The 23,319-nt window shown below is 54.7% G+C and carries 20 protein-coding genes, 3 tRNA genes and 1 riboswitch; of the genes, 11 read left to right on the top strand and 12 right to left on the bottom strand.

Annotated features, from left to right (window positions below):
* Window positions 1–6: 6 nt before the first annotated feature.
* Genes cobN through cobU form a run of 3 tightly spaced genes read right to left on the bottom strand, consistent with a single transcriptional unit; the run spans window position 7 to window position 5,480 of the window.
* Complete coding sequence (gene cobN / locus AYK82_RS12405; RefSeq protein ID WP_068316252.1) at window positions 7–3,771, bottom strand: cobaltochelatase subunit CobN; 3,765 nt, start codon at window positions 3,769–3,771, stop codon at window positions 7–9.
* A 6-nt stretch (window positions 3,772–3,777) separates the two neighbouring features.
* The gene (gene cobW, locus AYK82_RS12400) at window positions 3,778–4,911 is read right to left on the bottom strand and encodes a cobalamin biosynthesis protein CobW (RefSeq protein WP_068316250.1); all 1,134 of its coding nucleotides are present in this window, start codon (window positions 4,909–4,911) and stop codon (window positions 3,778–3,780) included.
* Window positions 4,908–5,480 (bottom strand): bifunctional adenosylcobinamide kinase/adenosylcobinamide-phosphate guanylyltransferase, encoded by a 573-nt coding sequence (cobU, locus tag AYK82_RS12395; RefSeq protein WP_068316249.1) that lies wholly within the window; start codon window positions 5,478–5,480, stop codon window positions 4,908–4,910. The genes cobW and cobU overlap by 4 nt, the downstream gene beginning before the upstream one ends.
* Before the next feature lie 38 nt (window positions 5,481–5,518).
* Window positions 5,519–5,776, bottom strand: a riboswitch (cobalamin riboswitch).
* 234 nt (window positions 5,777–6,010) lie between these two features.
* On the opposite strand from cobU, the gene AYK82_RS12390 reads away from it, so the two are divergent.
* The 6 genes from AYK82_RS12390 (at window position 6,011) to AYK82_RS12365 (ending at window position 8,932) form a co-directional block, all read left to right on the top strand.
* Window positions 6,011–6,085: transfer RNA gene (locus AYK82_RS12390), tRNA-Asn, on the top strand.
* 36 nt (window positions 6,086–6,121) lie between these two features.
* Window positions 6,122–6,196: transfer RNA gene (locus AYK82_RS12385), tRNA-Asn, on the top strand.
* A 22-nt stretch (window positions 6,197–6,218) separates the two neighbouring features.
* A tRNA-Asn gene (locus AYK82_RS12380) sits at window positions 6,219–6,293 on the top strand.
* A 164-nt stretch (window positions 6,294–6,457) separates the two neighbouring features.
* The gene (locus AYK82_RS12375) at window positions 6,458–6,862 is read left to right on the top strand and encodes a hypothetical protein (RefSeq protein WP_068316245.1); all 405 of its coding nucleotides are present in this window, start codon (window positions 6,458–6,460) and stop codon (window positions 6,860–6,862) included.
* Between the two features lie 181 nt (window positions 6,863–7,043).
* A complete protein-coding gene (locus AYK82_RS12370; RefSeq protein WP_068316244.1) occupies window positions 7,044–7,709 on the top strand; it encodes a hypothetical protein in 666 nt (221 codons plus the stop codon).
* 185 nt (window positions 7,710–7,894) lie between these two features.
* On the top strand, window positions 7,895–8,932 hold the full coding sequence (locus AYK82_RS12365; RefSeq protein ID WP_068316237.1) for a cysteine synthase A: 1,038 nt from the start codon (window positions 7,895–7,897) through the stop codon (window positions 8,930–8,932).
* Between the two features lie 40 nt (window positions 8,933–8,972).
* Here AYK82_RS12365 and AYK82_RS12360 read toward each other — a convergent pair whose 3' ends face one another.
* Window positions 8,973–10,031: a bifunctional transcriptional activator/DNA repair enzyme AdaA gene (locus AYK82_RS12360; protein WP_068316236.1), complete on the bottom strand. Its 1,059-nt coding sequence runs from the start codon at window positions 10,029–10,031 to the stop codon at window positions 8,973–8,975.
* Window positions 10,032–10,193: 162 nt separating this feature from the next.
* Between AYK82_RS12360 and cls the strand changes: the two genes are divergently transcribed.
* The 5 genes from cls to AYK82_RS12335 all read left to right on the top strand — a co-directional run bounded on the left by cls (window position 10,194) and on the right by AYK82_RS12335 (window position 15,134).
* A complete protein-coding gene (cls, locus tag AYK82_RS12355) occupies window positions 10,194–11,624 on the top strand; it encodes a cardiolipin synthase (RefSeq protein WP_068316235.1) in 1,431 nt (476 codons plus the stop codon).
* A 96-nt stretch (window positions 11,625–11,720) separates the two neighbouring features.
* Entirely contained in the window at window positions 11,721–12,437 is a 717-nt protein-coding gene (locus AYK82_RS12350) for an alanyl-tRNA editing protein (protein ID WP_068316233.1), read from the top strand.
* Between the two features lie 3 nt (window positions 12,438–12,440).
* Window positions 12,441–13,274, top strand: a complete 834-nt coding sequence (gene sseA / locus AYK82_RS12345) for a 3-mercaptopyruvate sulfurtransferase (RefSeq protein ID WP_068316230.1) — start codon at window positions 12,441–12,443, stop codon at window positions 13,272–13,274.
* Window positions 13,275–13,492: 218 nt separating this feature from the next.
* Window positions 13,493–14,134: an outer membrane protein gene (locus AYK82_RS12340; RefSeq protein WP_068316227.1), complete on the top strand. Its 642-nt coding sequence runs from the start codon at window positions 13,493–13,495 to the stop codon at window positions 14,132–14,134.
* Window positions 14,135–14,510: 376 nt separating this feature from the next.
* Complete coding sequence (locus AYK82_RS12335) at window positions 14,511–15,134, top strand: outer membrane protein (RefSeq protein ID WP_068316221.1); 624 nt, start codon at window positions 14,511–14,513, stop codon at window positions 15,132–15,134.
* A gap of 235 nt (window positions 15,135–15,369) precedes the next feature.
* Here AYK82_RS12335 and AYK82_RS12330 read toward each other — a convergent pair whose 3' ends face one another.
* From AYK82_RS12330 to AYK82_RS12295, 8 genes are all read right to left on the bottom strand, one after another.
* Window positions 15,370–16,023, bottom strand: a complete 654-nt coding sequence (locus AYK82_RS12330; protein ID WP_068316220.1) for an outer membrane protein — start codon at window positions 16,021–16,023, stop codon at window positions 15,370–15,372.
* 239 nt (window positions 16,024–16,262) lie between these two features.
* A complete protein-coding gene (locus AYK82_RS12325) occupies window positions 16,263–17,060 on the bottom strand; it encodes an amino acid ABC transporter ATP-binding protein (protein ID WP_068316219.1) in 798 nt (265 codons plus the stop codon).
* 28 nt (window positions 17,061–17,088) lie between these two features.
* Complete coding sequence (locus tag AYK82_RS12320) at window positions 17,089–18,219, bottom strand: amino acid ABC transporter permease (protein WP_068316218.1); 1,131 nt, start codon at window positions 18,217–18,219, stop codon at window positions 17,089–17,091.
* A gap of 1 nt (window position 18,220) precedes the next feature.
* The gene (locus tag AYK82_RS12315; RefSeq protein WP_068316217.1) at window positions 18,221–19,423 is read right to left on the bottom strand and encodes an amino acid ABC transporter permease; all 1,203 of its coding nucleotides are present in this window, start codon (window positions 19,421–19,423) and stop codon (window positions 18,221–18,223) included.
* Window positions 19,424–19,494: 71 nt separating this feature from the next.
* Window positions 19,495–20,517 (bottom strand): amino acid ABC transporter substrate-binding protein, encoded by a 1,023-nt coding sequence (locus AYK82_RS12310; protein WP_068316216.1) that lies wholly within the window; start codon window positions 20,515–20,517, stop codon window positions 19,495–19,497.
* Between the two features lie 606 nt (window positions 20,518–21,123).
* Window positions 21,124–21,441 (bottom strand): lipid-A-disaccharide synthase N-terminal domain-containing protein, encoded by a 318-nt coding sequence (locus AYK82_RS12305; RefSeq protein ID WP_068316215.1) that lies wholly within the window; start codon window positions 21,439–21,441, stop codon window positions 21,124–21,126.
* Between the two features lie 9 nt (window positions 21,442–21,450).
* Complete coding sequence (locus AYK82_RS12300) at window positions 21,451–22,218, bottom strand: glycosyltransferase family 2 protein (protein ID WP_156453348.1); 768 nt, start codon at window positions 22,216–22,218, stop codon at window positions 21,451–21,453.
* Between the two features lie 65 nt (window positions 22,219–22,283).
* The gene (locus tag AYK82_RS12295; RefSeq protein WP_068316212.1) at window positions 22,284–23,315 is read right to left on the bottom strand and encodes a phosphatase PAP2 family protein; all 1,032 of its coding nucleotides are present in this window, start codon (window positions 23,313–23,315) and stop codon (window positions 22,284–22,286) included.
* Window positions 23,316–23,319: the final 4 nt, after the last annotated feature.

Here is a 23,319-nt window from a genome sequence, read left to right as displayed (position 1 = left end):
AAGCCATCAAGCTGCCAGCGCCGCTTTCAGTCTCTGCAAGTCACTATAAGCACTGTTGCGCCGCGAAACCCAAAGGCCGCGCTCTTGTGCCTCCATAAATCTTAGTACCATTTCCATCAGCGCCGCCGGGTTAACCTGCCGCAAAAACTCTTGCACCGCTTCATCTTCGATATAGGCGCCATAGAGTTGGTCGAAATGGTGCCCCTGCACCGCTTGCGTTGTGGCGGCAAAGGCAAACAGGTAGTCAAGGCTGGCCGCCATTTCAAACGCCCCCTTGTAACCGTGCCGCATCACCCCCGCGATCCATTTGGGGTTGGCCGCACGGCCACGCACCACGCGGCCGATTTCCTCCGACAGCGTGCGCACTACCGGGCGCTCGGGGCGCGAGTGATCATTATGGTAAACCTGCGGCGCCGACCCGCGCAAGGTCTCCACCGTTGCCGCAAGCCCCCCTTCAAACTGGTAGTAATCATCGGAATCAAGCAGGTCATGCTCGCGATTATCCTGATTATGCACCACGCCATCCACATGAGCTAGCCGCTGCTTGAAATCATCGCGCAGCTCCGTCCCTTGCGCATCAAGCCCGTAAGCATAACCACCCCAAGCAAGAAACGCCTCGGCAAAATCAGAGCGCTCCTGCCAGATCCCTTCATCAATAAGCGCCTGCAAACCGGCACCATAGGCCCCCGGCTTACTGCCATACACCCGGTACGCTGCCCGTTTTTGCGCCTCTTGCCGGCTCAGGCCCGCGCCCTCCAGCTGCGCCGCCTGCTCACGGACGCGCACCATCAGCGGGTTGGCGCTGTCCGGTTCGTCCAGAGCCGCAATCGCCCGCACCGCCTTGTCAAACAGGGTGATCAACTGAGGAAACGCGTCGCGGAAGAACCCGGAAATCCGCAAGGTTACATCAACCCGCGGGCGCTTCAATTCGCTCAAGGACATCACCTCAAAGCCGCTCACCCGCCCTGAGGCAACCTCCCACACCGGCCGCGCGCCAATAAGCGCCATCGCCTGCGCAATATCGTCGCCGCCCGTACGCATATTTGCCGTACCCCAACAAGAAAGCACCAGCCCTTGCGGCCACTCACCTTCCTCTTGGAAATGCCGCAGTGCCAACGCCTCGGCCGAACGCGCACCCAGCTGCCATGCGGTCTGCGTTGGCACCGCCCGCACATCAACCGAATAGAAGTTCCGGCCCGTTGGCAGCACATCCGGCCGCCCGCGCGACGGCGCGCCCGATGGCCCGGGGGCAACAAACTGCCCCCCAAGCCCCGCAAGGCAGGAGGCAATCTCTTGCGCGCCGCTCGCATCAACATCTGGCCCCAAGCGGCCGAGCACATCCTCAAGCACCGCCTTGGAGTTTGTGAAGCCCTCCGGCAAGCGCACCGCCCCATCAAGCAGCGCAATGCCAAGCAGCTCCAGCCGCTCAACCGTATCGCCGCAGTGTCGCCACGGCGCATCGCTGAGCTGCGACAGAATTTGCGGCCGCGGCCCGTCCCACGGCCTTTCAAAGGCGCAGTCCAGCGGGTCAAATCCTTCCAGATTCAAATCCTCAGCAAACGCCCGTAACAGACTCTGATCGCACACAGATTGCCCTCGCGGAACACGTGAAAGAGCCAGCAAAAAGTCCCGCCGCTGCTCGCCCTCCGGCGAGCGCCCCAGCACATGCAAACCATCGCGGATTTGCAGCTCTTTTAAATCGCAAAGATGTGCATCCAGCCGGGCCAGCTGCGTTTCTTCGCTCATACCCGCCTCAAGGCCGATGTCTTTATCCAGCCCATGGCGCGTTGCGCAGGCAAGAATCTCCTGCCCCAGCACTTTCATGCGCCGCGCATCCACCCCGCTGGCCAAGTAATACTCATCCAGCAAGGTTTCTAACTCGCTGGCCGCACCATAACTCTCCGCCCGTGTGAGCGGCGGTGTCAAATGATCAACAATCACAGACCCAAGACGGCGTTTCGCCTGCGCCCCTTCGCCCGGATCATTCACAATAAACGGATAAAGATTGGGAAGCGGCCCCAGCACAGCCTCGGGGAAGCACTCTTGCGAAAGCGCCAATGCCTTGCCCGGCAACCATTCCAGATTGCCATGCTTGCCCAAATGCACAACCACATCCACCCCGGCCACAAAGCGCAAATAAAAGTACCAAGCAAAATAATTGTGCGGCGGCACCAGATCCGGATCGTGATAGGTCTCCTTGGGGTCAATATTATAACCGCGCGCCGGCTGCACGCCCACAAAGGTGTTACCAAAGCGATGCAGCGCCAAACGGAAACCGGCCGCGCGTCCCTGCCCCTCCAGATAAGGGTCATCCGTCGGAGCGCCCCAGCGCGCCACCACCGCCGCTTGCACGGGTTGCGACAACTGTGCAAAGCAGCGCTCATATTGCGCCAATGGCAGCACCTGCCCCCCTTGCCGACCCTGCCTTTGCGCCAGTGCGTTGGTTGGCCCTTGCAACAGCAGCTCCATCAACTGCGCGCTATGGGCAGGTGCACCGCTCACATCATAGCCGGCCACCCCCATCGCACCAAGCAGCTCACAGCAAGATGCAGGTGTATCAAGCCCGACCCCATTGGCCATGCGCCCATCTTTGTTTGGGTAGTTTGCAAGCACCAGCGCACTTTTCCGCTCGGCTACGCTTTGGTGCCGCAGCCGCGCCCAGCGCGCCGCCAATTCCGCAACAAATGCCACCCGATCCGCCACCGGCACAAAATCCACCGGCGTAAACTGCGTTGCCTCGCTGCGTGGGGCCTCCTCCTTAAACGACAAAGCCCGGGTAAGCAGGCGTCCGTCCAGCTCCGGCAACACCACATGCATGGCCAGATCCCGCGAGGATAGCCCCTGGTCGCTCTCCTCCCACCCCTGCCTTGAGGAGGAAGAGAAAATCACCTGCAACACCGGCGCCCCGGGGGCATCAAGCAAAGTCGGCTCATGCTTCATTCCGGCCTTGGACAGCGCAAACGCACTTGCATTCAGCACCACATCAGGCGGCACTTGTGCAAACACTTCGCGCACCACCGCCGCGCACTCTGCCTGCTTGAGGCTCGCCACGAAGACCGGCAGGGCATTCACCCCTTGCGCCCGCAGCTCCGCCACCAAGGCATCCACAGGAGCCAGCGCGCCGCTTTGATAAAGCGCGCGATAAAACACCAGCGCCGCAACGGGTCGCCCCTCCTGCCAGCTCGCCTTAAGATCGCCCAGCGTTGGCAAGGCCTGCCCGCGCAGGTAAAGCCCGGCCTTTGGCAAGGGCCGCGCCGGGGCAGGCTCCCCCTTAATGCATCCGGCCAGATACGCGGCATAGCGAAGCGCTCCGGCAAAATTTTCAGGCCCTCCCTCAACCAGATACTGCCAAAGCGCGCGATAAGCCCCATCATCAACACTGGAGAGACGGGCAAGCTCGTCATCCCACTTGTCATCGCCGGGCAGCAAAACCAGCTGGATATCTCCCGCCGCAGCCATCGCGCCAAGCCGTTCAACGCCATAGCGCCAATACTCAGCCCCGCCCAAAAGCCGCACCACCACAAGGCGCGAGCCCGCAACCGTCTGCTCCAGATAAAGATCAACCGAATAAGGGTGCGACAAAGCCAGCTGCGATGCCAGACGCAAACTAAAACCCGCCGCCTCTGCCCCCAGCTGCGCATAAGCAGCATCAAGCCCCGCAAGCTCCGTATCAGCCGCACTTAAGAACAGCACATCCGCGGGGGACTGAGACAGATCAACCGCCTCTTCCCCCTCATCCAGACGCCGTGTCTGGCCTGCCAATATATGCATCAGGTTCTAGGCCTTTACCGCTGCACCAATATGGTCTTTCACTGCAGCCAGATCAAAACCGGCAAGCCCGATCACCACCAGCTGCTTCGCCATTTCGCTGCCAGCCGCAAACCAGACCTCCACACGCGGCCCAACCGCCTGCACCATGGCCGGCGCGCCCTTGCCTTCAATGCGCACCACCCCCTTGATACGCAGCACACCAGCAACAGCCATTGCCTTGGCAACCTGTGCCTCAACGTCCCTCAAGCTGGCAAAGCTTTTGGCCGCCACCACAGAGCTGGTGAAATCATCATGCGAATGACTGTGATGATGGTGGTGGTCGTGATCGTGATGATGGCCGTGGCTATGCCCGTCTGCTTGGTGATGTACTTTTGTCTGTGCCGATTCATGCGCTGCCTCATGTGCGGAAAGCCGCTGCGCCATATCATCCTCTGCCGCCGCATCACGCCCCAATAGCACCTCAAGCGCCAACTCGCCACCATGGGCACTCACCACCTCAACAGCCTCACGCAGGCGCGGCGTCAATTGCGCCTTGACTTGCGCCAGCCCCTGCCCATCCACAAGATCAGCTTTGTTCAGCACCACCAGATCCGCACAGGTCAGCTGATCGGCAAACAGCTCCTCAATCGGGCTCTCGTGATCTAGCGCCTCGTCAGCCAGCCTCTGGCTCTCCAACGCCGCCCTGTCACTCACAACGCCGCCAGCAAGCACCGCAGGCGTATCCACCACACTGACCACACTATCAACACTCACCAGTGGCTTCACCGTGGGCCAGTTAAACGCCCGCACCAACGGCTGCGGCAAAGCCAGACCGGAGGTTTCGATAACAATCACTTCAGGTGCCGGATCCCGCGCCAACAGCATTTCCATAGTTGGCAGGAAATCATCAGCCACAGTGCAACATATGCACCCGTTGGCCAGCTCCACCACCTCCTCGGCGCTACACTCCGGATCCGCACAGCCATTCACCAGCGAGCCATCAAAGCCCATCTCGCCAAATTCATTGACAATCAACGCAATGCGTTTGCCCTGCGCCTTTCTCAAAAGGTTACGAACGAGTGTTGTTTTCCCCGCCCCTAGAAAACCGGTGATGATAACGGCTGGGATTTTTTGCTTAGGTGCTGCAGCAAAGCTGGTCATAGTCGTATCTCCGGATTAAGGGATGGCTTCAGCTGCAAGGCTTGCCCGCTTGCCATAAACATTACTGTATCGCAGGCATTTGCCACCTGCTGGTTGATCCGTCCCGCTTCATCGCGAAACCGGCGCGCCAATTTGTTCTCAGGTACAATCCCTAGGCCAACCTCGTTGCTCACCAGCACAACAGGCCCACGTGCACGCAAAAGCGCAGCACACAGCTCATTCGCCGCCGTATCCAGCTCACAGCCCGCATGCATTAAATTGGAGGTCCATAAAGTAAGGCAATCTATCAAGAGGCAGGTCTCTGCCGCGCTTTCACGCGCAACCACGCCCGCCAGATCCAAGGGCTCTTCCACCGTGCGCCACTGCGCGCCGCGCCGGCTCTGGTGCTGCCCGATGCGCTCTTGCATTTCCCCATCAAAGGCTTGGCCACTGGCCACATAAACGCAAGCGCGCCCGCTCGCTTCCACAAGGCGCTCCGCATAGGCGCTTTTGCCCGATCTGGCACCGCCTACAACCAGCACAAGACTGGCACACCGTGTGGCCGCTGGCTGCTGTTCAGCCATGCTCATATCTGCTGCTCCTTCTCCGTCCACCCGACGGTCAAGCTTATCCTCTTGCGCTATCAGCCGGTCTCCTGGCTTGCAGCTCCAACGAACACCCTTGCCTTCCCAGAGGGATCAAACACCTCTCCAGTGGCCCTAAAAGGCGCATTCTCGCTGCTTACAGTTGCGGGGGCAGCTGCGGCTTCCTCCTTGTTGCACGACCTCTAAAATAGAGGCACAAGGACCGCATTCCCGTTTCAGCCGGCTACTCGCTTCATATGGAATGAAACAATTCTCCAGCCACCAATAGCGCTAGGGGCAGTTGTGGCGCTTTCCCCACCCCCTGTCAATGCAAAGCCACCTGCGCATGCTGTCCACAAGCGCAAGTTCCGATAAAACCCATAGGCAATCTTGCTGTTTTGGGGATTAATATCGCTCAAGCCACGGAAAAATGTCAGTAAATCACAATTCTTTAAAAAATCCTCTTGGCAAACCCGCCAAGCCTTTGTAAAAGCTGCCTCACACAAACGGCGAGGCAACTTGCCAAGGGTGAGTATTCCCCGGTAGCTCAGTGGTAGAGCAAGCGGCTGTTAACCGCTTGGTCGCTGGTTCGAATCCGGCCCGGGGAGCCATCACTTTACCATCGCAGTTTGTGGACTAAAAGTTGATCCCCGGTAGCTCAGTGGTAGAGCAAGCGGCTGTTAACCGCTTGGTCGCTGGTTCGAATCCGGCCCGGGGAGCCACTTTTATCAAAATGCGAGATGATCCCCGGTAGCTCAGTGGTAGAGCAAGCGGCTGTTAACCGCTTGGTCGCTGGTTCGAATCCGGCCCGGGGAGCCATCACTTTACCATCTTCAAAACTTCCCCTTACCTCATCCAGAATAATCCGGCCAATTCGGGTAAGCATCCACTTACCATGCTTTGCCGCAGGCACTCACATGCGCACCACCACTCCCGTCTTTCTGTTGCATCACATTTGATGCCAACGAATTCAGGAGAGTCCCATGCTTGCCCTTCGCCCCCTTACACTTTCAACCGCCTGCCTCATTATGGCCGCTGCGTTCTTAGCCGCGCCCAGTAGTGCTCTTGCCGATGTCGCCATTCCCTATGTTGGCGAAGATGATTGCGACGATCATGAAAAAGAGGTCACTGTCTCCGCAGAGGGAAACTACATCCTGTTCCAAAAACGCCCACATGACACCGACACTTACGCCGAGCTTACCGACACCACCAGCCATGTGGGCATTGAGATCCAGAAAAACCAAAACTTCTGCTACTACGAGCCCAAAGCGATGAGCAGCAACTTTTGCTTTGATGGCCGCGACCCAGATGACAGTGAAGTTGACGCCATCATCGCAACCCCCAACTACCAGCCACAATCCGATGACGAGGAATGCGATCTAGAATAAGGCGTATCGACATAGGGGAGATCCACGATCTCCCCTATTAAGCCTTTGACAACCATAGGGCAACTTCCCATAGGATTTAGTCAAATCACCTTCCCCAAGGCAGGTAATTATTAATATATCACACCACAATCTAGAGGCAGATTTCACTCGCAGCTGCAACAACAATTAAAAGCGAGGCCCCATGCCTAAGTCAATTGCCCCTAAGCCAGCAACCCTTGTTAGAGCCAACTCTTGCTTCTTGGAATGCGCCGCCACATCGCTCTTGGCCCTACTGTTCGTCTTCGCAGTGTCCCTCTGCGCGAAGGCAACTGAGCCCGCCCAGAAGCCCCCCTCCCTTGCCGTCAGCCAAGGCACAGCCACCTATGAATTGCCCGGAGACGCGTTGCTTGTCACGCTCTCGCCTGCGAGGGATAAAGCAGACAGTGATCCGCTGGACAGCGGCTTTGATTTGTGGGTCGGAAAAGTCAGCTTGCCACAGCGTGACGCTATATGGGTAGAGCTGATCGACGGCTACGGCGAAGTGGTTTACGAATCTGAAGTTACTGCGAATGAAACCCACCTGTTGCCCGATGGGCGCGCTATCGCTGTGAGTGCCGCCCCGCCCCGGCAAGGCGCCAAGAAAAACGTACAGCGCCTGCAAGATGCGCAGACCGTGGTCGTCAGCCAGGTTCCCTTTCCCGCCGAACCACAAAAACTAACCCTTACTTTGCTGCAAACATCCTTCCATGAGCAAGACAAATCAACGCTCTTGGAACTTGCACGCGCAGGGCAATCGCTGTTGGATGTTATCACCACCAACACTCCCCCAAAGCCAGCAAGCAAACCCGAACGCGCAAATATTTTTTAAATCGACATCACAAAACGCCCTTACAGGAAAGCGCATTCTACAATTATGCGCTTTCAGCAAATGAAATCCAACATATTCAAATCGCAAACAACCTCATTCCTTGAGAGCACTCCAACTGTCGCGCTAGATTTGCGCAACTGAACACAGCGCGCGCTTTTGCGCGTTCGACAATTGGATTGCATCATATGGATATTCGCAGCTCCGCCCTAAAAGCCATTGGCAACACTCCGCTTATCAAACTGGACAAAGCCTCCCAGCTCACCGGCTGCCAGATCTATGGCAAAGCCGAGTTCATGAACCCCGGACAGTCCGTCAAAGACCGAGCGGCTTTGTTCATCATTGAAGACGCCATCGCCAAGGGGCAATTAAAACCGGGCGGCATCATTGTTGAAGGCACCGCGGGCAACACCGGCATCGGCCTTGCGCTTGTCGCCAGTGTTCTGGGTTTTAAAACTGTTATTGTGATACCAGAAACCCAAAGCGAAGAGAAAAAACAAATGCTCCGCCTTGCTGGCGCACAGCTGGTGGAGGTTCCCGCGGTTCCCTATCGCAACCCGAACAACTATGTAAAAGTTTCTGGTCGCTTGGCCGCACAGCTTGCAAAATCTCATCCACAAGGTGCCATTTGGGCCAACCAGTTTGACAACACAGCCAACCGCGATGGACATATCCGCACCACCGCCCAAGAGATCTGGCAGCAAACCGATGGCAAGGTCGATGGCTTTATCTGTGCTGTTGGCACCGGCGGCACGCTGGCAGGCACCGGCTTTGGCCTGAAGGAAAAGAACGCGGATATAAAAATTGGCCTCGCCGATCCAGACGGCGCGGCGCTATACCACTACTACAAGCATGGCGAACTCAAATCCTCCGGCTCCTCAATCACCGAGGGGATTGGTCAGGGCCGCATAACCGCCAACCTGCAAGATGTGCACGTCGATCTGCCCTTCAACATCGCCGATAAAGATGCCCTGCCAATTCTGTTTGATCTGGCAGAACATGAGGGCATGTGCCTTGGCGGTTCATCGGCAATCAATGTGGCGGGAGCCATCGCCATGGCACGCGAACTCGGTCCTGGGCATACCATCGTCACCATCCTGTGTGACTATGGCAGCCGCTACCAGTCCAAGCTCTACAATCCCGCGTTTCTACGCGCAAAACACCTCCCCATCCCCCACTGGCTGGAACAGCAGGCCCAAGTGGACATCCCGTTCGAAGCAGCATAAGGCTCTCAATAAAGGCGGCAACTTCGGTTGCCCCTTATCCCTAGCGCGCCATCGCGGACTTCCGCTCCAACTCCAGCAACTTTTGCTTACGCCACAACCCGCCGCCATATCCGGTTAAGGCACCATCTGCGCCTATAACCCGGTGACATGGAATGACAATCGCGATCTGGTTCGCCCCGTTTGCGCGCGCCACCGCCCGCACTGCACTGCGTCGTCCCATCTGCACAGCCAGCGCACCATAGCTGCGCGTCTCCCCGCATGGCACCTCTTGCAAGGCCCGCCAAACCTGTTTGGTAAAAGCGCTCCCATGCAGAGCCAGTGGTGTTTCAAATCGTTGCAATTTACCGTCGAAGTAGGCCGAGAGCTCTGCGGCAATCTGTTCGGTAATTGCCGTGCGCCCAAGCCCCATCTGCCCCCGGCAAAACTTATTTAGCTGCGCCAGCTCTCTGGGCAATGCCTTGCGCTCGCAAAACTCCAACAAGTGCAAGTGCTGCGTATCGCACACAGCAATCATCGCCCCCAGCGGCGTCTCGATCCAATCCGCCTTTAGCAAGCCATCCTGCTGCAATTCAGAGGGCAACACACCAAGCAGCTTGGCAAAGGCATTGGCAAAACCACCCGCTGTTGTAAAACCCGCCTCCAACTGAGCGTCGATCACCTTGCCGCCATCCTCAAGCACCTCAAAGCTTTGCCGCAGTCGGCTTTGCCGTGCCATCTCCAAAAACGTCACTCCAAAGTGTCGTTTAAAGGCGCGGCGCACGCTGGAGGGATCGTGTCCCAACCGCTTCATATCCTTTTCACTCCAGAGCCGCTGCGGCTCTTTTTCCAAGGCCTCCAAGAGCTGCGCCACCACCGGATCCGCCTCTTGCCCCTGCTGCATGGGCACGCAGCGCTTGCAGGGGCGGAAGCCAGCCTCCAGGCACTCGGCAACGCACTCGAAAAACACACAGTTCTCGCGTTTTGGCTTACGCGCCGGACATGTCAGACGACAGAAAATCCCGGTACTGCGCACACCCACGTAGGCACGCCCTTCATAAACAGCATCACGCCGCAACAGGGCATCATATAGCTCATCCGAGCTTGGCAACTGAAACATCATGCCTCTCTACCTAGCAAAGCCCGCCGATTTCGTCCCGCACAAAACGGGCAGCTATTCTTCAAAAGGCTCCGCTGCGCGCACTGTCCGAAAATGCTCTTTTAAGGCGCCCTTGATGTCCGTTACCCTCTGGCCACGTCCATGGTGATCAGCTAGTCTGCCCCCATGTTTTCATCACCTGTCAATATTGAAGTCCTCGCCACCATAACCCTTTTCCTTTATGCGCTCGCCATCGTGTGCGCGGCCCGCGAGATCATGTATGGACGCACCTCGCAAGGCTCAATTGCGTGGTTACTCTCCCTGTTTTTCCTGCCCTTTCCGACAGTCTTCCTCTATTTCATCTTCGCGTGGAAACGCTTTGAAGACTATCAAAGGGTTGAACGTACCGTCTCCTACTTTGAACAAGCGGTTCTGCAGCGCTTCACCAGTTTTGTTGATGACACGGCCAACGCAGCTTGGCCGGTACACAACCGCATCACCTCGCTGCCATTCCTGCGCGGCAATGAATGCGAGTTGCTGCAAAACGGCCCGGCCACACTTGATTCCATCCTCAAGGGCATCGCCAAGGCGCAGCGGTTCATTCTGGTGCAGTTCTTCATCATCCGCCACGATGAGACCGGCGAGCGTCTGGCAAACGCTCTGATAGAACGCGCCACCAGCGGCGTAGAGGTATTCTTGCTTTATGATGATATCGGCTCTCGGCAGCTGTCCTATGCCTATATCGAGCGGTTGCAAGAGGCGGGCGTACGCGTCTCCGGCTTCAACAAACGCCACCGCTGGCTGCGCATGCTCGGCCCCATGCGTCTCAATTACCGCAACCACCGCAAGATCGTCGTCACCGACGGCACCACCTCATGGGTCGGTGGCCACAACATCGGCGATGAGTACATGGGAAAATCCGCAGTGTTTGGCAAATGGCGCGACACCCATGTTCGCGTCTCAGGCCCGGCCTGTGCAGCCACCAGCCTTTCTTTCGTGCAGGATTGGTTTTGGGCCACCGGAAACCCGCCAAACATCACCCTGCCCGACACCATGCCAACGCCCGGACAAGAGCCGGTGCTTACCATGCCAACAGGTCCCGCCGACAAACAGGAAGACTGCGCCATCGCCTTTGTCGAAACCATCTCCCGCGCCCGTGAACGCCTATGGTTGGTCAGCCCCTATTTCGTCCCCGGCATCGAGATCCTCACCGCCCTTTATGCTGCTGCCCTGCGCGGTGTCGATGTGCGCATTTTACTCCCGGAAAAAGCTGATCATTGGCTGGTCTGGCTCGCCTCCTATGCCCATGCGGACGATCTGGCCCGCCACGGCATCAAAGTTTACCGCTATCTGGAGGGTTTTTTGCATGAGAAAGTCGTATTGGTGGACGACACATTGGCAGGTATTGGCACGGTCAACATGGACAACCGCTCCATGGCGATCAACTTCGAGATCACCCAGTGGTTTACCGGAACAAAAATGATCGCAAGCGTTTCCGATATGCTGCGCGCAGACTTCACCAATGCCCGCCCCACCAACCAACAGGAACTAGCAGACCGCGCCTATGGCTTCCGCATTCTCGCCCGCGCCGCCCGGCTGTTTTCACCTGTACTTTAGGCCCGAAGTATTGTTAGGGGCACAATTAAACGGTTGACCCATAGCTATCTCGGCACCCAACATACTCCCATCGCATTTTTTACCGGACGACATAGCATGACTGAAAAACTTTTTGAATCAGATGCCTACCTGCGCAGCTGCGAGGCCACGCTCACCGATGTAACGCCAGAGGGCGCACTGGTGTTCGATCGGACCATTTTCTACCCGCAAGGGGGCGGGCAGCCCGGCGACAGTGGGGCCATCGAGCTAGCCAATGGCGATACCCTTACAATTGCCAATACCAAATACAGCGGGGACCGCCGACACATCATCCACATAGTCGAGGGAGAACCAACGGCACTTGTCCATGGCGAAAAATACACACTCCACCTCGATTGGCCGCGCCGCTACGCCCTCATGCGCTCGCACACCGCCCTGCATTTGCTCTCGGAGGCGATGCCCTACCCTGTCACAGGCGGACAAGTCAGCGAGGCCAAAGGTCGCCTTGATTTTTTGTTGCCGGATGCCGACATTGACCGGGATGCCATCACCGCCCACTTAAATCAACTGGTTGAAGAAGATCACCCGGTCACGCAGGAATGGATAAGCGACGCCCAGTTGGATGCAAATCCTGAACTGGTGAAAACCATGAGTGTCCAGCCCCCGCGTGGCGCCGGCCGAATCCGCCTTGTACGCATCGGCGAGAAAACCGATCTACAGCCCTGTGGCGGCACACATGTGCACACGACTAGCGAGATTGGCAGGCTCAAACTTGGAAAAATCGAAAGCAAGGGCAAGGAAAACCGCCGTGTCCGTATTATTCTGGAGGATTAATCCGTGCTGAAAGACCCACTGGTCAGCCCTCAATGGCTTGCAGAGCATTTAGATGCCCCCGACCTTGTCACCATTGACGCCTCTTGGTACCTGCCCGACATGGGCCGTGACGCCAAAGCCGAATACGCTGCCGGTCACATTCCCGGCGCTCGGTTCTTTGATATTGATGATGTCAGTGACACGGAAAGTCCACTGCCGCATATGCTACCGAGCGCCGCCAAGTTCGCCAGCAAAATGAAGCAGCTTGGCATTGGCGATGGTCAGTCCATCGTTGTTTATGACGGTATGGGCATTTTTTCTTCTGCCCGCGTCTGGTGGATGCTACGCGTCTTTGGTGTCAAACAGGTTTATGTGCTCGACGGTGGCCTGCCTGCCTGGAAAGCCGCCAAGCTTCCCCTGACAGATGATCACACGCTGCCAAAAGAACGCCAGTTCACCGCCAGTCTCAATCATGACATGGTGCGCTCACTACTTCAGGTTGAAGCTGCCCTCAAGGACGGCCGCACCTTTGTTCTGGATGCGCGCCCCCCCGAACGCTTTAACGGCCAAGTGCCAGAGCCCCGCGCCGGTGTTCGCGCAGGTCATATGCCCGGCGCTCTCAATCTACCTTTCCCCCTGGTGTTGCAAGATGGCAAAATGCGCAGCGTTGACGAGTTGAACGACATTTTCACACAAATGGGCATTGCCAGCGCAGACCCTGTCATCACCTCTTGCGGCTCAGGTGTGACGGCGGCAATCCTCGTCCTCGCGCTCACCCGTATTGGCCACTATAACACCGCAATCTATGACGGCTCGTGGGCAGAGTGGGGAACAAACACCGAGACAGAAGTAGTATAACCAACAATAGCAAGGTCGGCGCCGCAACCTAACCTTAGTATCGGCGCCGCTCTTTAAGTCATTTCAATCAAAGACGCAAATTGCTTAGAATTTTGCATATTAATTTACTTCAATTTTTATCATTCACAAAACATGTAACCAATATTGCAACTTATGCTTGCACGAATCTTTTCATCCTCTAGATCTAACCTAGTAAAATTCTAGTTCTGGAGACTATTATGAAAAAAATGATTGCGCTCGCAGCAGTGGCTCTGTTGGCCGCCCCTGCAGCTTTTGCTCAAGAGGCAAATGATGCAGAAAAATGGCAAGGTGCCTATGTTGGCGTAAAAGGCGCTTACAATTTCGGCGAGTTGTCTGGCAAAGATAAGAAGAGCAAGTCCGAAGATTTTTCCATTAATGGCGCTGGCTTTTCATTTTATGCGGGCTTCAACACTGCACTCAGCGAAAAGCTGATTCTAGGTATTGAAAGCTCGGTTGGCTACGGCTTTGCGAAAAAAGAAGTCGGCACAGTAGCAGTAGACACTACTCGAGTTTCTTTCAAGCGAAAGCTAGATGTTGATGCAAAAGCGCGCCTAGGTTTCGCCATGGATCGCATACTGCCGTTTGTAAGCGCAGGCGTTGGACTTTCTCAACAAGAGCTAGAAATGGAAGATGCTGATTCAAAATCTACTCACAGCAAGTCTGTGCTCTTCTACTCAGCAGGTATCGGCGCTGACTACAAGTTGACGGACAACATCGCCGTACGTGGTGAATATGACTACCGCCACTACAGCGAAACCAAGTTCAAGACCATCGGAGACGATGTAACCGCAACCGGCCATGACCACCGTATCTCCCTCGGTGCGGCCTACAGCTTCTAGGCTTTAATGGCCCGAGACGACATCTGAAAGGCGCCCTCTGCGGCGCCTTTTTAGTTACGCACAGCTCGTTAACGACACGCCCTACCCTGTGCAAAAATATGTGCCAAAAACCACGAGTAGGCCCTCCCCACAACAGGCCTGACAACGAGTTCTACAGCGCAATCCCTAGGGATCTTGGCAAAACACAGGTGATAATCCAAGAGATTTCCATCAGAAGCTGCATGGAAGGCCGAGACAACTCATAGGCAAGCCAATCTCGCAGCGCGACCCTTGTGCAACACACACAACTATTTTCCTCGTATCCCTGAATTATACCTTGTCAATATATGCTACGCTCTTATACCGGGTTTGCATCGCGCATCCTACGAGGAATAAAATGAAAAGAATCTCAATTGCTGCAGCGGCGGCCGTGATCGCCACCACCGCATTCGCTCAGGATAATAACAATGCACAAGACTGGGCTGGTGCATATCTCGGCGCCAAAAGTGGCTACAACTTCGGCGCAATTGGCTCCCCGGAGACGAGCAACGAAATTGAAGTAAACGGCGCTGCATTTGCGCTGTTCGCGGGCTACAATTTTGCAACGTCCGACAAGCTCGTCCTAGGTCTGGAAACATCGCTCGGCTACAACCTTTCAAAAAAGACAGAGGGAACCGTTGGCGCCCACTACTCGCAATTCAAGCGCCTGTTTGATGTCGAAGCCAAAGCGCGCCTTGGCTACGCTGTGGATCGCTTCCTTCCTTTCGCAAGCGCAGGGTTTGGCCTGTCGCAGCAAAGTTTCGAAACCAGCGACGTAGCTTCTTCCGTTAAGGATAAAAAAACCCTCGTGTTTTTCACTGCCGGTGCCGGGCTTGACTACCAAGTTACCAACAAGGTTACACTGCGCGGTGAGTATGACTATCGCCACTATGGCGAAACCAAATTCAAAACCACCGGAGATGATACAAAGGTCAAAGGCCACGATCATCGTGTCACCTTTGGCGCATCCTACAGCTTCTAGGCTTTAAAGGCCCAAGTCAGCAAGCAGAAGGCGCCTGATAAGGCGCCTTTTTTGCGTAACTGTTTTTACCCTTCGGCTTGCACTAGCTTACACCGGCCCGAAGGAAAAGCAGGGCGCGCTAAACCCGTTCCGCCGCCTAGATCACCGGTGGTTTGCCCAGCTCTACCTATCACTTGCAGTTTGTAATACCTGCTTGCTGCTATTCAGTCTCGAATAACAACACGAATTTCAAATCTCAGAATTGATAGTGTAACCCAGTTGAAAATCGGTGAGCTGTATTAGGATCTGTGAGATATTGATTTAGGAAACGTGTTTTTTCCCCGAAATTGCGGCGGTAGTTGTATTCACCGCGGAAAGTCAACCCCTTGTAGATCTTCAGGTCAACACCAGTTCCGGCTGAGAAAAATACTTTGTTAGCTCGAGTAGAATGGCGCACACGTCGCTTACGAGCAACATCGTCGTGCTCAAATGCAAGCTTTAGGCGCTCATATCCTACACCTGCGCTAGCAAATGGCAAAAAACGATCAAAAGCAAAGCCAAATCTTACCCTGCCCTCAACTTCCAATTCCCGCTTTTTTTCAAAGCGCCAACCCACTGTGTAAGAGGAAATTTCGCCGCCATATGCTTCTGTAGCGCCTGTGCCAACTAGTACCTCGGCACCAAGCAATAACTTAGACAACACCACAGTATTTACGCCTCCATACAGGCTAACACCAAGAGATAAGTCGCTGGACCTACCTCCATTGCCGATGGAGCCACCATACGTGAACTTGTCATAATCCCCCTTAATGCCCAGATACACACCTGACCAATTGGGGTTTTCCTCTGCATTCACAACAACTATTGGCGAAAAAGCCATGATACACGCGGCAAAAATAACAAGTTTCATCAATCGATTCCACAAAGCAAATTGTATGAAATGCATCATAACAACTTTAGGTAGTATTGTATAGTTCACTTATCGTCTACCTAATGCGTTCAGGAGTGCGCATGAGCAACCAAGCTGGAGTACTTCCCGTGCGCAGCAAAAAAGCGGCCAGTTCATGTGTCCGCCAAACAAAGCACAGCAACAAAAAAGGCCCGCAACGAAATGCTGCGGGCCTTTATTATCTCAAGATTACCGAGAGCCTAGTGGTGCAGGATCTGGCTGAGGAACAACTTGGTGCGCTCATGCTGCGGATTAGTGAAGAACGGTTCTGGCTCGTTCTGTTCCACAATCTGTCCGCGATCCATAAAGATCACCCGGTTTGCAACCTTGCGTGCAAAACCCATCTCGTGGGTTACGCAAAGCATGGTCATACCTTCTTCAGCAAGACCAACCATCACATCCAGCACTTCCTTGATCATCTCTGGATCAAGCGCAGATGTTGGCTCATCAAACAGCATGATTTTCGGGTTCATACACAGTGAGCGGGCAATAGCCACACGCTGCTGCTGACCACCGGAAAGCTGGCCTGGATACTTATTCGCCTGCTCAGGGATCTTCACACGCTCAAGATAATGCATGGCGATCTCTTCCGCCTGCTTCTTCGGCATCTTGCGAACCCAGATCGGCGCCAGCGTACAGTTTTCCAAGATCGTCAGGTGCGGGAACAAGTTGAAGTGCTGAAAACACATACCAACTTCACGGCGGATCTCGTCGATCTTCTTCAGATCAGAGGTCAGCTCAATGCCATCAACGACAATTTGTCCACGCTGATGCTCCTCAAGCCGGTTAATACAGCGGATCATGGTGGACTTACCCGAGCCCGACGGCCCACAAATTACGATCCGCTCGCCACGCATAACTTTCAGATCAATATCACGCAGAACGTGGAATTCGCCATACCACTTGTTCATGCCCTTGATTTCAATCGCGACATCCGTGTCGGATACTTGCATTTTTGAGCGGTCGGCCTGAACCTCGGCCATATCTACATCACTCATTGTTATCTCCGAAATTTCTGTGGTGGTCTTAGCGGTCGTGACCAGTACTCAGCTTGCGTTCCAGATACATTGAGTATCGTGACATTGCAAAGCAGAATATGAAGAAAAACGCTGCGACGAACACGTATAGCTCGACCACAAGGCCATTCCAGCGCGAGTCTGCCAAAATTGGTTGCACAATGCCAAGCGGATCAAACAAGCCAATTACCGACACCAGCGTTGTATCTTTAAACAGCCCAATGAAGGTGTTCACAATGCCGGGGATCGAAATTTTCAATGCCTGCGGCAAAATAATCAGATACATGGATTGCCAATAGCCCAACCCCAGCGCATCAGCTGCTTCATACTGCCCTTTTGGCAGGGCAGCCAAACCACCACGAATAACCTCGGCCATATAGGCACTGGCAAACAAGGTCACCATGATGATCACGCGCAGGATAAGGTCAAAACTCCAGCTTGGCGGCAGGAAGTAGTTCAGCAAGGTCGACGCGACAAACAACAAGGTAATCAGCGGCACACCGCGAATAAACTCGATGAAGGTGACGCAGAGAACCTTGATGAAAGGCAGATCGGAGCTGCGCCCCAAAGCCAGCAGAATACCAAGCGGCAACGAGAACGAAATCCCGGTAACGCCGATCACCAAGGTAAGCAAAAACCCGCCGAACTTATTAGAAGGTACCGCTTCAATGCCAAGGATACCGCCCCAAAGCAGCGCATAGGCCGCAAGCGGGAATGTAAGAGTGAGCAGCAGCAACGCTTTGCGTCCTGGCAGCTTATCAAACAACAGCGGCGCATAAGCCACCAGCATCAGCACGAATGCCAAGGTGGGTCGCCAGCGCAACTCTTGCGGATAGAAGCCGTACATGAACTGCCCAAAGCGCTCGTTGACAACCGCCCAGCACGCCCCTTCACGGGAAATCTGCCGGCACTCGTCAAGTGAGTTAGCAGTCCATACCGACTTCAAAAACACCCAGTCGATAATCCCCGGTAATGAGACATAGACCAGATAGATCGACAGCAGGGTTAGCACCATGTTTGGAATGGAAGAGAAGAGGTTCTCGCGAATCCAACCTACAGCGCCTGTCGTAGATGCCGGCGCCGGCAATTGTGGCTTTTCCTCACGCGCCACGAAGGCGATCGCATTTTTTTGCTCAGCCATCCTAGCGCTCCTTCAGTTTAACCATGTCGTTGTACTTGTTCATCACCCCGGAAATTGTCAGGGATGTAATCAGGTAGAACGCCATCAGCAACAAGATACACTCCATCTCGCGGCCGGTCTGGTTCAGCGTAATACCGCCGAGTGTACCGGTCGCATCCATATAGCCAACAGCGATGGCCAAGGAGGAGTTCTTCGTCAGGTTAAGGAAGTTGGAGATGGTTGGTGGAATGATGATACGCAGTGCCTGCGGTAAAATAACCAAGCGCATGGTCCGGCCCGGACGTAGCCCAAGTGCGAAAGCCGCCTCGCTTTGTCCCTTGCTAATTGCCTGAATACCAGCACGCACCACCTCGGCGATAAAGGCACCGGTGTAAATCGACAACGCGAGCCACAACGCCACCAGCGAATTGCGCATATGCACACCGCCCTTGAAGTTGAAGCCTTTGAGCTCCGGATTTTCCAGCCCTATCGGCTGCCCCATTGCAAAAAACGCCAACAACGCAGGCAACACAAACAGCCCAAGTGATACCAGCGCAACCGGCAGAACCTTACCCGTTTGCTCCTGCACCTTGCGTGCATGACGACGGAAGAACACAATACCGATCAGAGATAGAGCAAACACACCGAGCACAACACCGGCGCCGCTCTCAAGCACCATCGAAGGAATATAGAAGCCGCGGTTGGTTGCAACCAACATGCCATCAAGCATAGGCTCGGCCTTCTTGGGCTTTGGCAGGACTTCGATAAAGACCGAATACAGCAACAGAATCTGCAAAAGCACCGGTACGTTGCGAACACCTTCGATGTAAACGGTCATCAACTTGGCAACGACCCAGTTTTTCGATAGACGCAAAACACCGGCCAACACGCCGATTATTGTCGCTGTAATACAGCCCAGAAACGCCACAAGTAGCGTGTTCAAAATACCGACCACAGCCGCTTTCCAATGCGGAGACTGCGAGTCATATTCGATCAAGCGCTGGTTGATATCATAGGATGCAGGGTCAAACAGGAAATCAAAGCGAAAGTCTTTCCCAAGTGCCTGCAGGTTTAGGTAGATATTTTGCAGGAAGAACCCTACAGCAATCATAACAAGGAACAGAGCGATAATCTGGATCGTCGTAGAACGGTACCGTGTATCCGTCCACAACATTCCGATAGAGAAACGCTGCTCCTCACCCCCAATTGGTGTTGTCACACTCATTTAGCTGCCCGTTTTTTTTATAATTAGGGCGCTGTCACCACTCCGGCGACAGCGCCCACATTCCCTATCGCTTAGCGGTAAGGCTGAGCGTAAAGCAGACCACCCTGGGTCCACTGTGCGTTCAGACCACGAGCCAGACCAATCTTGGTGTTTTCACCCAGATTGCGTTCAAAGATCTCGCCGTAGTTACCACCAGCCTTGATCGCCTTCAGCGCATAGTCTTTATCAAGACCGATCATCGCACCCAGCTCACCGGAAGTACCCAGCAAACGCAGAACTTCAGGATCTTTGGAGTTAGCTGCCATATCATCTGCATTTGCAGCAGTGATGCCTTTTTCTTCTGCAATCACCAGAGCGTTCAGCACCCAGCGGGCAATGTCGGACCACTGCTCGTCACCATGGCGAACGAGTGGGCCAAGAGGCTCTTTAGAGATGATTTCTGGCAGAACGATGTGATCATCTGGGTTTTCGAAGGTCGCACGGCTAGCAGCCAGACCGGAAGCATCGGTGGTGTAAACATCACAAGCTTCGGCAAGGTAGTTCTGACGTGCTTCAGTGTTTGTCTCAATCGGCACTGGCTCATAAGACATGTTGTTCGCACGGAAGAAGTCAGCCAAGTTCAGCTCGGTGGTGGTACCGGTCTGGATACACACGGTCGCACCGTCCAGCTGCAGCGCAGATTCAACGCCCAGAGCCTTAGGAACCATGAAGCCCTGACCATCATAGTAAGCAACGCCAGCGAAGGTAAACTTCAGGTCGGCATCACGAGAGAAGGTCCAGGTGGTGTTACGGGAAAGAACATCAACCTCACCGGAAGCCAGCGCGGTGAAACGGGTCTTACCAGTGGTTGGTGTGAACTTAACCTTGGAACCATCGCCAAGAACAGCAGCAGCAAGTGCGCGGCAATAGTCTACGTCAAAGCCTTGATACTCACCGTCAGCATCGGTGTAGGAAAAACCGGCAAGGCCGGTGGATACGGCGCAATGCAATTCGCCCCGTGCCTTAACATCATCAAGAGTACCAGCTTGTGCCCCTGCAATACCTGCAACGCCGAGTGCTGCGCCCAGCGCGACTGGAAGGATTTTTTTTACCATTGGATGTGAGCCTCTTCTCTGTCCAATTAAAATTTATTTTTAGAACCGCTAAACAGGCGTTACCTGTTCATCCCCTTGCAATAGCAAGACTATGGAGCTCCCCTTTTAGCTCTAGTCGGCTCATGACAAGCATTCGATGACATTTACACGTCATCGTCAAGTGCTGCTTTTTGGCGCATTTCAGATATTCTTCAAAACAGAGCCAAGATTAATCGTATTTGCATTGTTTTGAACCAGATGACCGCTGCTTAATCATAAAGTGCCCATCAATTAAACACGCAAACAAAAAGATATACACAAACAAAACAGAATAAAGACAACGCAAACAAAGGTTCTTTAGTTAATAAATGCAGGAAAAGGCAAAGAAAACGACGGCTCCACTAGCAAATTCTTGATATATTTTAACTAATTTTCCAATGAGACTCTGCTTGCTGCTCGCTTCCTCGATCCACGAGACTACGTAATTTTTCGTGGCAACTGCATGAAAATGCTAGAAGAGCACAGCGCGCGAAAAAAAAGAGCGCAGAATTGCGCTCTTCGATAATTTTCCTACAAAAATTGTGGGTTTTTTGAAAACTTATAAGCCTCACTCCAGGTGACGCTAGGTTAAAAGCTTGGGTCTCGCCGTTTCTCTTTGTAGATCAACCACAGATTCCTCAGGTAGATAACCATCCCAAGGCCCTGACCGGCAATAAACACCGGATCCTGTCGCTTGATTGAATAAACCAGCAATAAAGCGCTTCCCCCGATCGAGAAGAACCAGAATGCCACCGGCACGATGGATTTGCCCACCCGCTCCGAAGCGATCCACTGCACCACAAACCGCATCATGAATAGCGCTTGTGCCACCAACCCCAATATGACCCAGTAATCCAGGTTGCTGATAAAAACCGTATAGAACCAGTTATAAAGGTCATTCAACATGGCAGGCTCCTATTGTGCTTTACCCGCGGGGCCGTCAAACACCACCGAAACCAAAGGTACGCTTTTGCGGCGGCGGCGTAGCCACCAAACCCCGTAAAGATCAAGGATACCCACCAGAGCCCGATCAAAAATACCGTATTTTGACACGCCGTGCTGGCGCTCGCGGTCTACCACATCAACATGCACTACACCGTACCCCTCGCGGATCACAAGCGCAGGCAAAAACCGGTGCCAGCTGTCAAAGTAAGGCAACCGCAAAAACACCTCGCGGCGCAGCGCTTTCAAGCCACAACCGCTGTCTCGCGTGTTGTCTTTCAGTAATGCCCCGCGCAAGGCATTCGCCCATTTGGAGGCATAGCGCTTGAACACGCTGGCCTTGCGCCCAAGCCGCTGCCCCGCCGCCAACGCGACAGACGGCCCGCCGCGCTCCAACGCTTCAAGCAGTGCGGGAATATAAGAGGGGTCGTTCTGCCCGTCCCCGTCAATGGTCACCACAACCTTGCCCCGGGCATGAGACAGCCCGGTGCGCACTGCGCAGCTTTGCCCGCATGACTTGGCGTGCTGAAGCAACAACAAGAAACCATTCTGTTCACCGTATTGCTGCATCACTTGCGCGGTATTGTCATCTGAGCCATCATCGATAACCACAACTTCAAAAGCGGTGCCTTCCAAAGCACTTGCAATCTCATCCAGCAATATCGGCAGGTTGTCCTGCTCGTTCTTTGCAGGGACGACAACACTTACATCCAATTCTGCTGCCTGTGCTCGCTCGCTCATCGCTCTTATCCTTAATACCGGCACCATTCGCCTAGGTGTGCGCCGGTTCAGCATCTTGCATTAGCCTAGCTGAATAAAGCAGTTTTCGCAGAACGCAATAACCGCTTTATACTGCTTAGTAAAACTTCACCGTCATAACGCGGTTGCAACCAAATTTTGTCTTGTCTTTTAAAGGCAAAGCCGCGCCGTGCAAAGGCACGCGCCAGCAAAAACGAAAACGCTCCACCCAGAATGAGCCCCGCAGCTACATCGCTTGGGTAATGTGCGCCGGTGATCACACGGCTCATCGCAATCCAGAACCCCGTCAACAACAACGCCAGCCGCGCTTTGGGAAACAACAGCGCCAAGCCAACAAACAACGCTCCGGCGGTTGTCGAGTGACCACTTGGAAAGCTGGTAAAACTGCTTTGCCAAGCAAATGGATCAAACGCCACAGGTCCCAACTCATCAAAGTGTCGTGGCCGCGCCCGACCGATGTTCCACTTTAGGGCCACAACAGCAAGGCCGGAAAGACCAACAGATAAAAACAAATAGCCTGCCACACCGACAAGCCTCTGCGCCGCCCGCTGCGCAGCACTCGCCGCGCTATTGAAGTTACAGGCCAGAACTATCAGACAGAACACCCCTGTTGGCACCAATACCCAGCCTGAGGTGCCAAAATCCGTAAGCCAGCGAAAAAAACCGTGTAAGCTAGGCGGCAATTCCCGTGCCCACTGCACAGATACAGGATCGGCAAACACAAGCAATAACGCAACCGGCCCAAGCACGTAGGCTGCAAAGTCTCGCCAACGCAGAACAGCCGGTGTCGCGGCAAAAACTGGGTCGCCTTGATGGCGCACGCCTCTTGCTTGCCAATAATGCCAGCAGCGCGACAAGCCGCCAAACGCCAGCTTGCCCCGTTTCTTGGTCTGTGCTTGCAGCTGTTCACCCGCAGCGCTCAGACGCGTACCAAGGTGCGCGCCTCTTGCCTCTTCCACTTCGGGTCCGCCGGTCGTCCCTGTTTCCGTAACTTCCAGAGGATCCGTTGGCTTGGGATCTGCCGTTGGCGCTGTATCAGCTACTGCCTCTTGTTTTTCGTTGTCTGAAGGCTGCGTCACGTCT

This window comes from Polycladidibacter hongkongensis (genome assembly GCF_001561995.1).
Taxonomy (GTDB): Bacteria; Pseudomonadota; Alphaproteobacteria; order Rhizobiales; family Stappiaceae; genus Pseudovibrio; species Pseudovibrio hongkongensis.
This window is presented reverse-complemented; position numbering and strand designations above follow the sequence as displayed.

Excerpts from the sequence above, each read along its gene's own strand:
- AYK82_RS12340 (WP_068316227.1), top strand. The coding sequence starts at position 13,493 with ATGAAAAAAATGATTGCGCTCGCAGCAGTGGCTCTGTTGGCCGCCCCT.
- AYK82_RS12365 (WP_068316237.1), top strand. The coding sequence starts at position 7,895 with ATGGATATTCGCAGCTCCGCCCTAAAAGCCATTGGCAACACTCCGCTT.
- AYK82_RS12305 (WP_068316215.1), bottom strand. The coding sequence starts at position 21,441 with ATGTTGAATGACCTTTATAACTGGTTCTATACGGTTTTTATCAGCAAC.
- AYK82_RS12300 (WP_156453348.1), bottom strand. The coding sequence starts at position 22,218 with ATGAGCGAGCGAGCACAGGCAGCAGAATTGGATGTAAGTGTTGTCGTC.
- cobN (WP_068316252.1), bottom strand. The coding sequence starts at position 3,771 with ATGCATATATTGGCAGGCCAGACACGGCGTCTGGATGAGGGGGAAGAG.
- AYK82_RS12335 (WP_068316221.1), top strand. The coding sequence starts at position 14,511 with ATGAAAAGAATCTCAATTGCTGCAGCGGCGGCCGTGATCGCCACCACC.
- AYK82_RS12375 (WP_068316245.1), top strand. The coding sequence starts at position 6,458 with ATGCTTGCCCTTCGCCCCCTTACACTTTCAACCGCCTGCCTCATTATG.
- AYK82_RS12350 (WP_068316233.1), top strand. The coding sequence starts at position 11,721 with ATGACTGAAAAACTTTTTGAATCAGATGCCTACCTGCGCAGCTGCGAG.
- AYK82_RS12330 (WP_068316220.1), bottom strand. The coding sequence starts at position 16,023 with ATGAAACTTGTTATTTTTGCCGCGTGTATCATGGCTTTTTCGCCAATA.
- AYK82_RS12310 (WP_068316216.1), bottom strand. The coding sequence starts at position 20,517 with ATGGTAAAAAAAATCCTTCCAGTCGCGCTGGGCGCAGCACTCGGCGTT.
- AYK82_RS12315 (WP_068316217.1), bottom strand. The coding sequence starts at position 19,423 with ATGAGTGTGACAACACCAATTGGGGGTGAGGAGCAGCGTTTCTCTATC.
- cobU (WP_068316249.1), bottom strand. The coding sequence starts at position 5,480 with ATGAGCATGGCTGAACAGCAGCCAGCGGCCACACGGTGTGCCAGTCTT.
- AYK82_RS12320 (WP_068316218.1), bottom strand. The coding sequence starts at position 18,219 with ATGGCTGAGCAAAAAAATGCGATCGCCTTCGTGGCGCGTGAGGAAAAG.
- cobW (WP_068316250.1), bottom strand. The coding sequence starts at position 4,911 with ATGACCAGCTTTGCTGCAGCACCTAAGCAAAAAATCCCAGCCGTTATC.
- AYK82_RS12370 (WP_068316244.1), top strand. The coding sequence starts at position 7,044 with ATGCCTAAGTCAATTGCCCCTAAGCCAGCAACCCTTGTTAGAGCCAAC.
- AYK82_RS12360 (WP_068316236.1), bottom strand. The coding sequence starts at position 10,031 with ATGATGTTTCAGTTGCCAAGCTCGGATGAGCTATATGATGCCCTGTTG.
- cls (WP_068316235.1), top strand. The coding sequence starts at position 10,194 with ATGTTTTCATCACCTGTCAATATTGAAGTCCTCGCCACCATAACCCTT.
- AYK82_RS12325 (WP_068316219.1), bottom strand. The coding sequence starts at position 17,060 with ATGAGTGATGTAGATATGGCCGAGGTTCAGGCCGACCGCTCAAAAATG.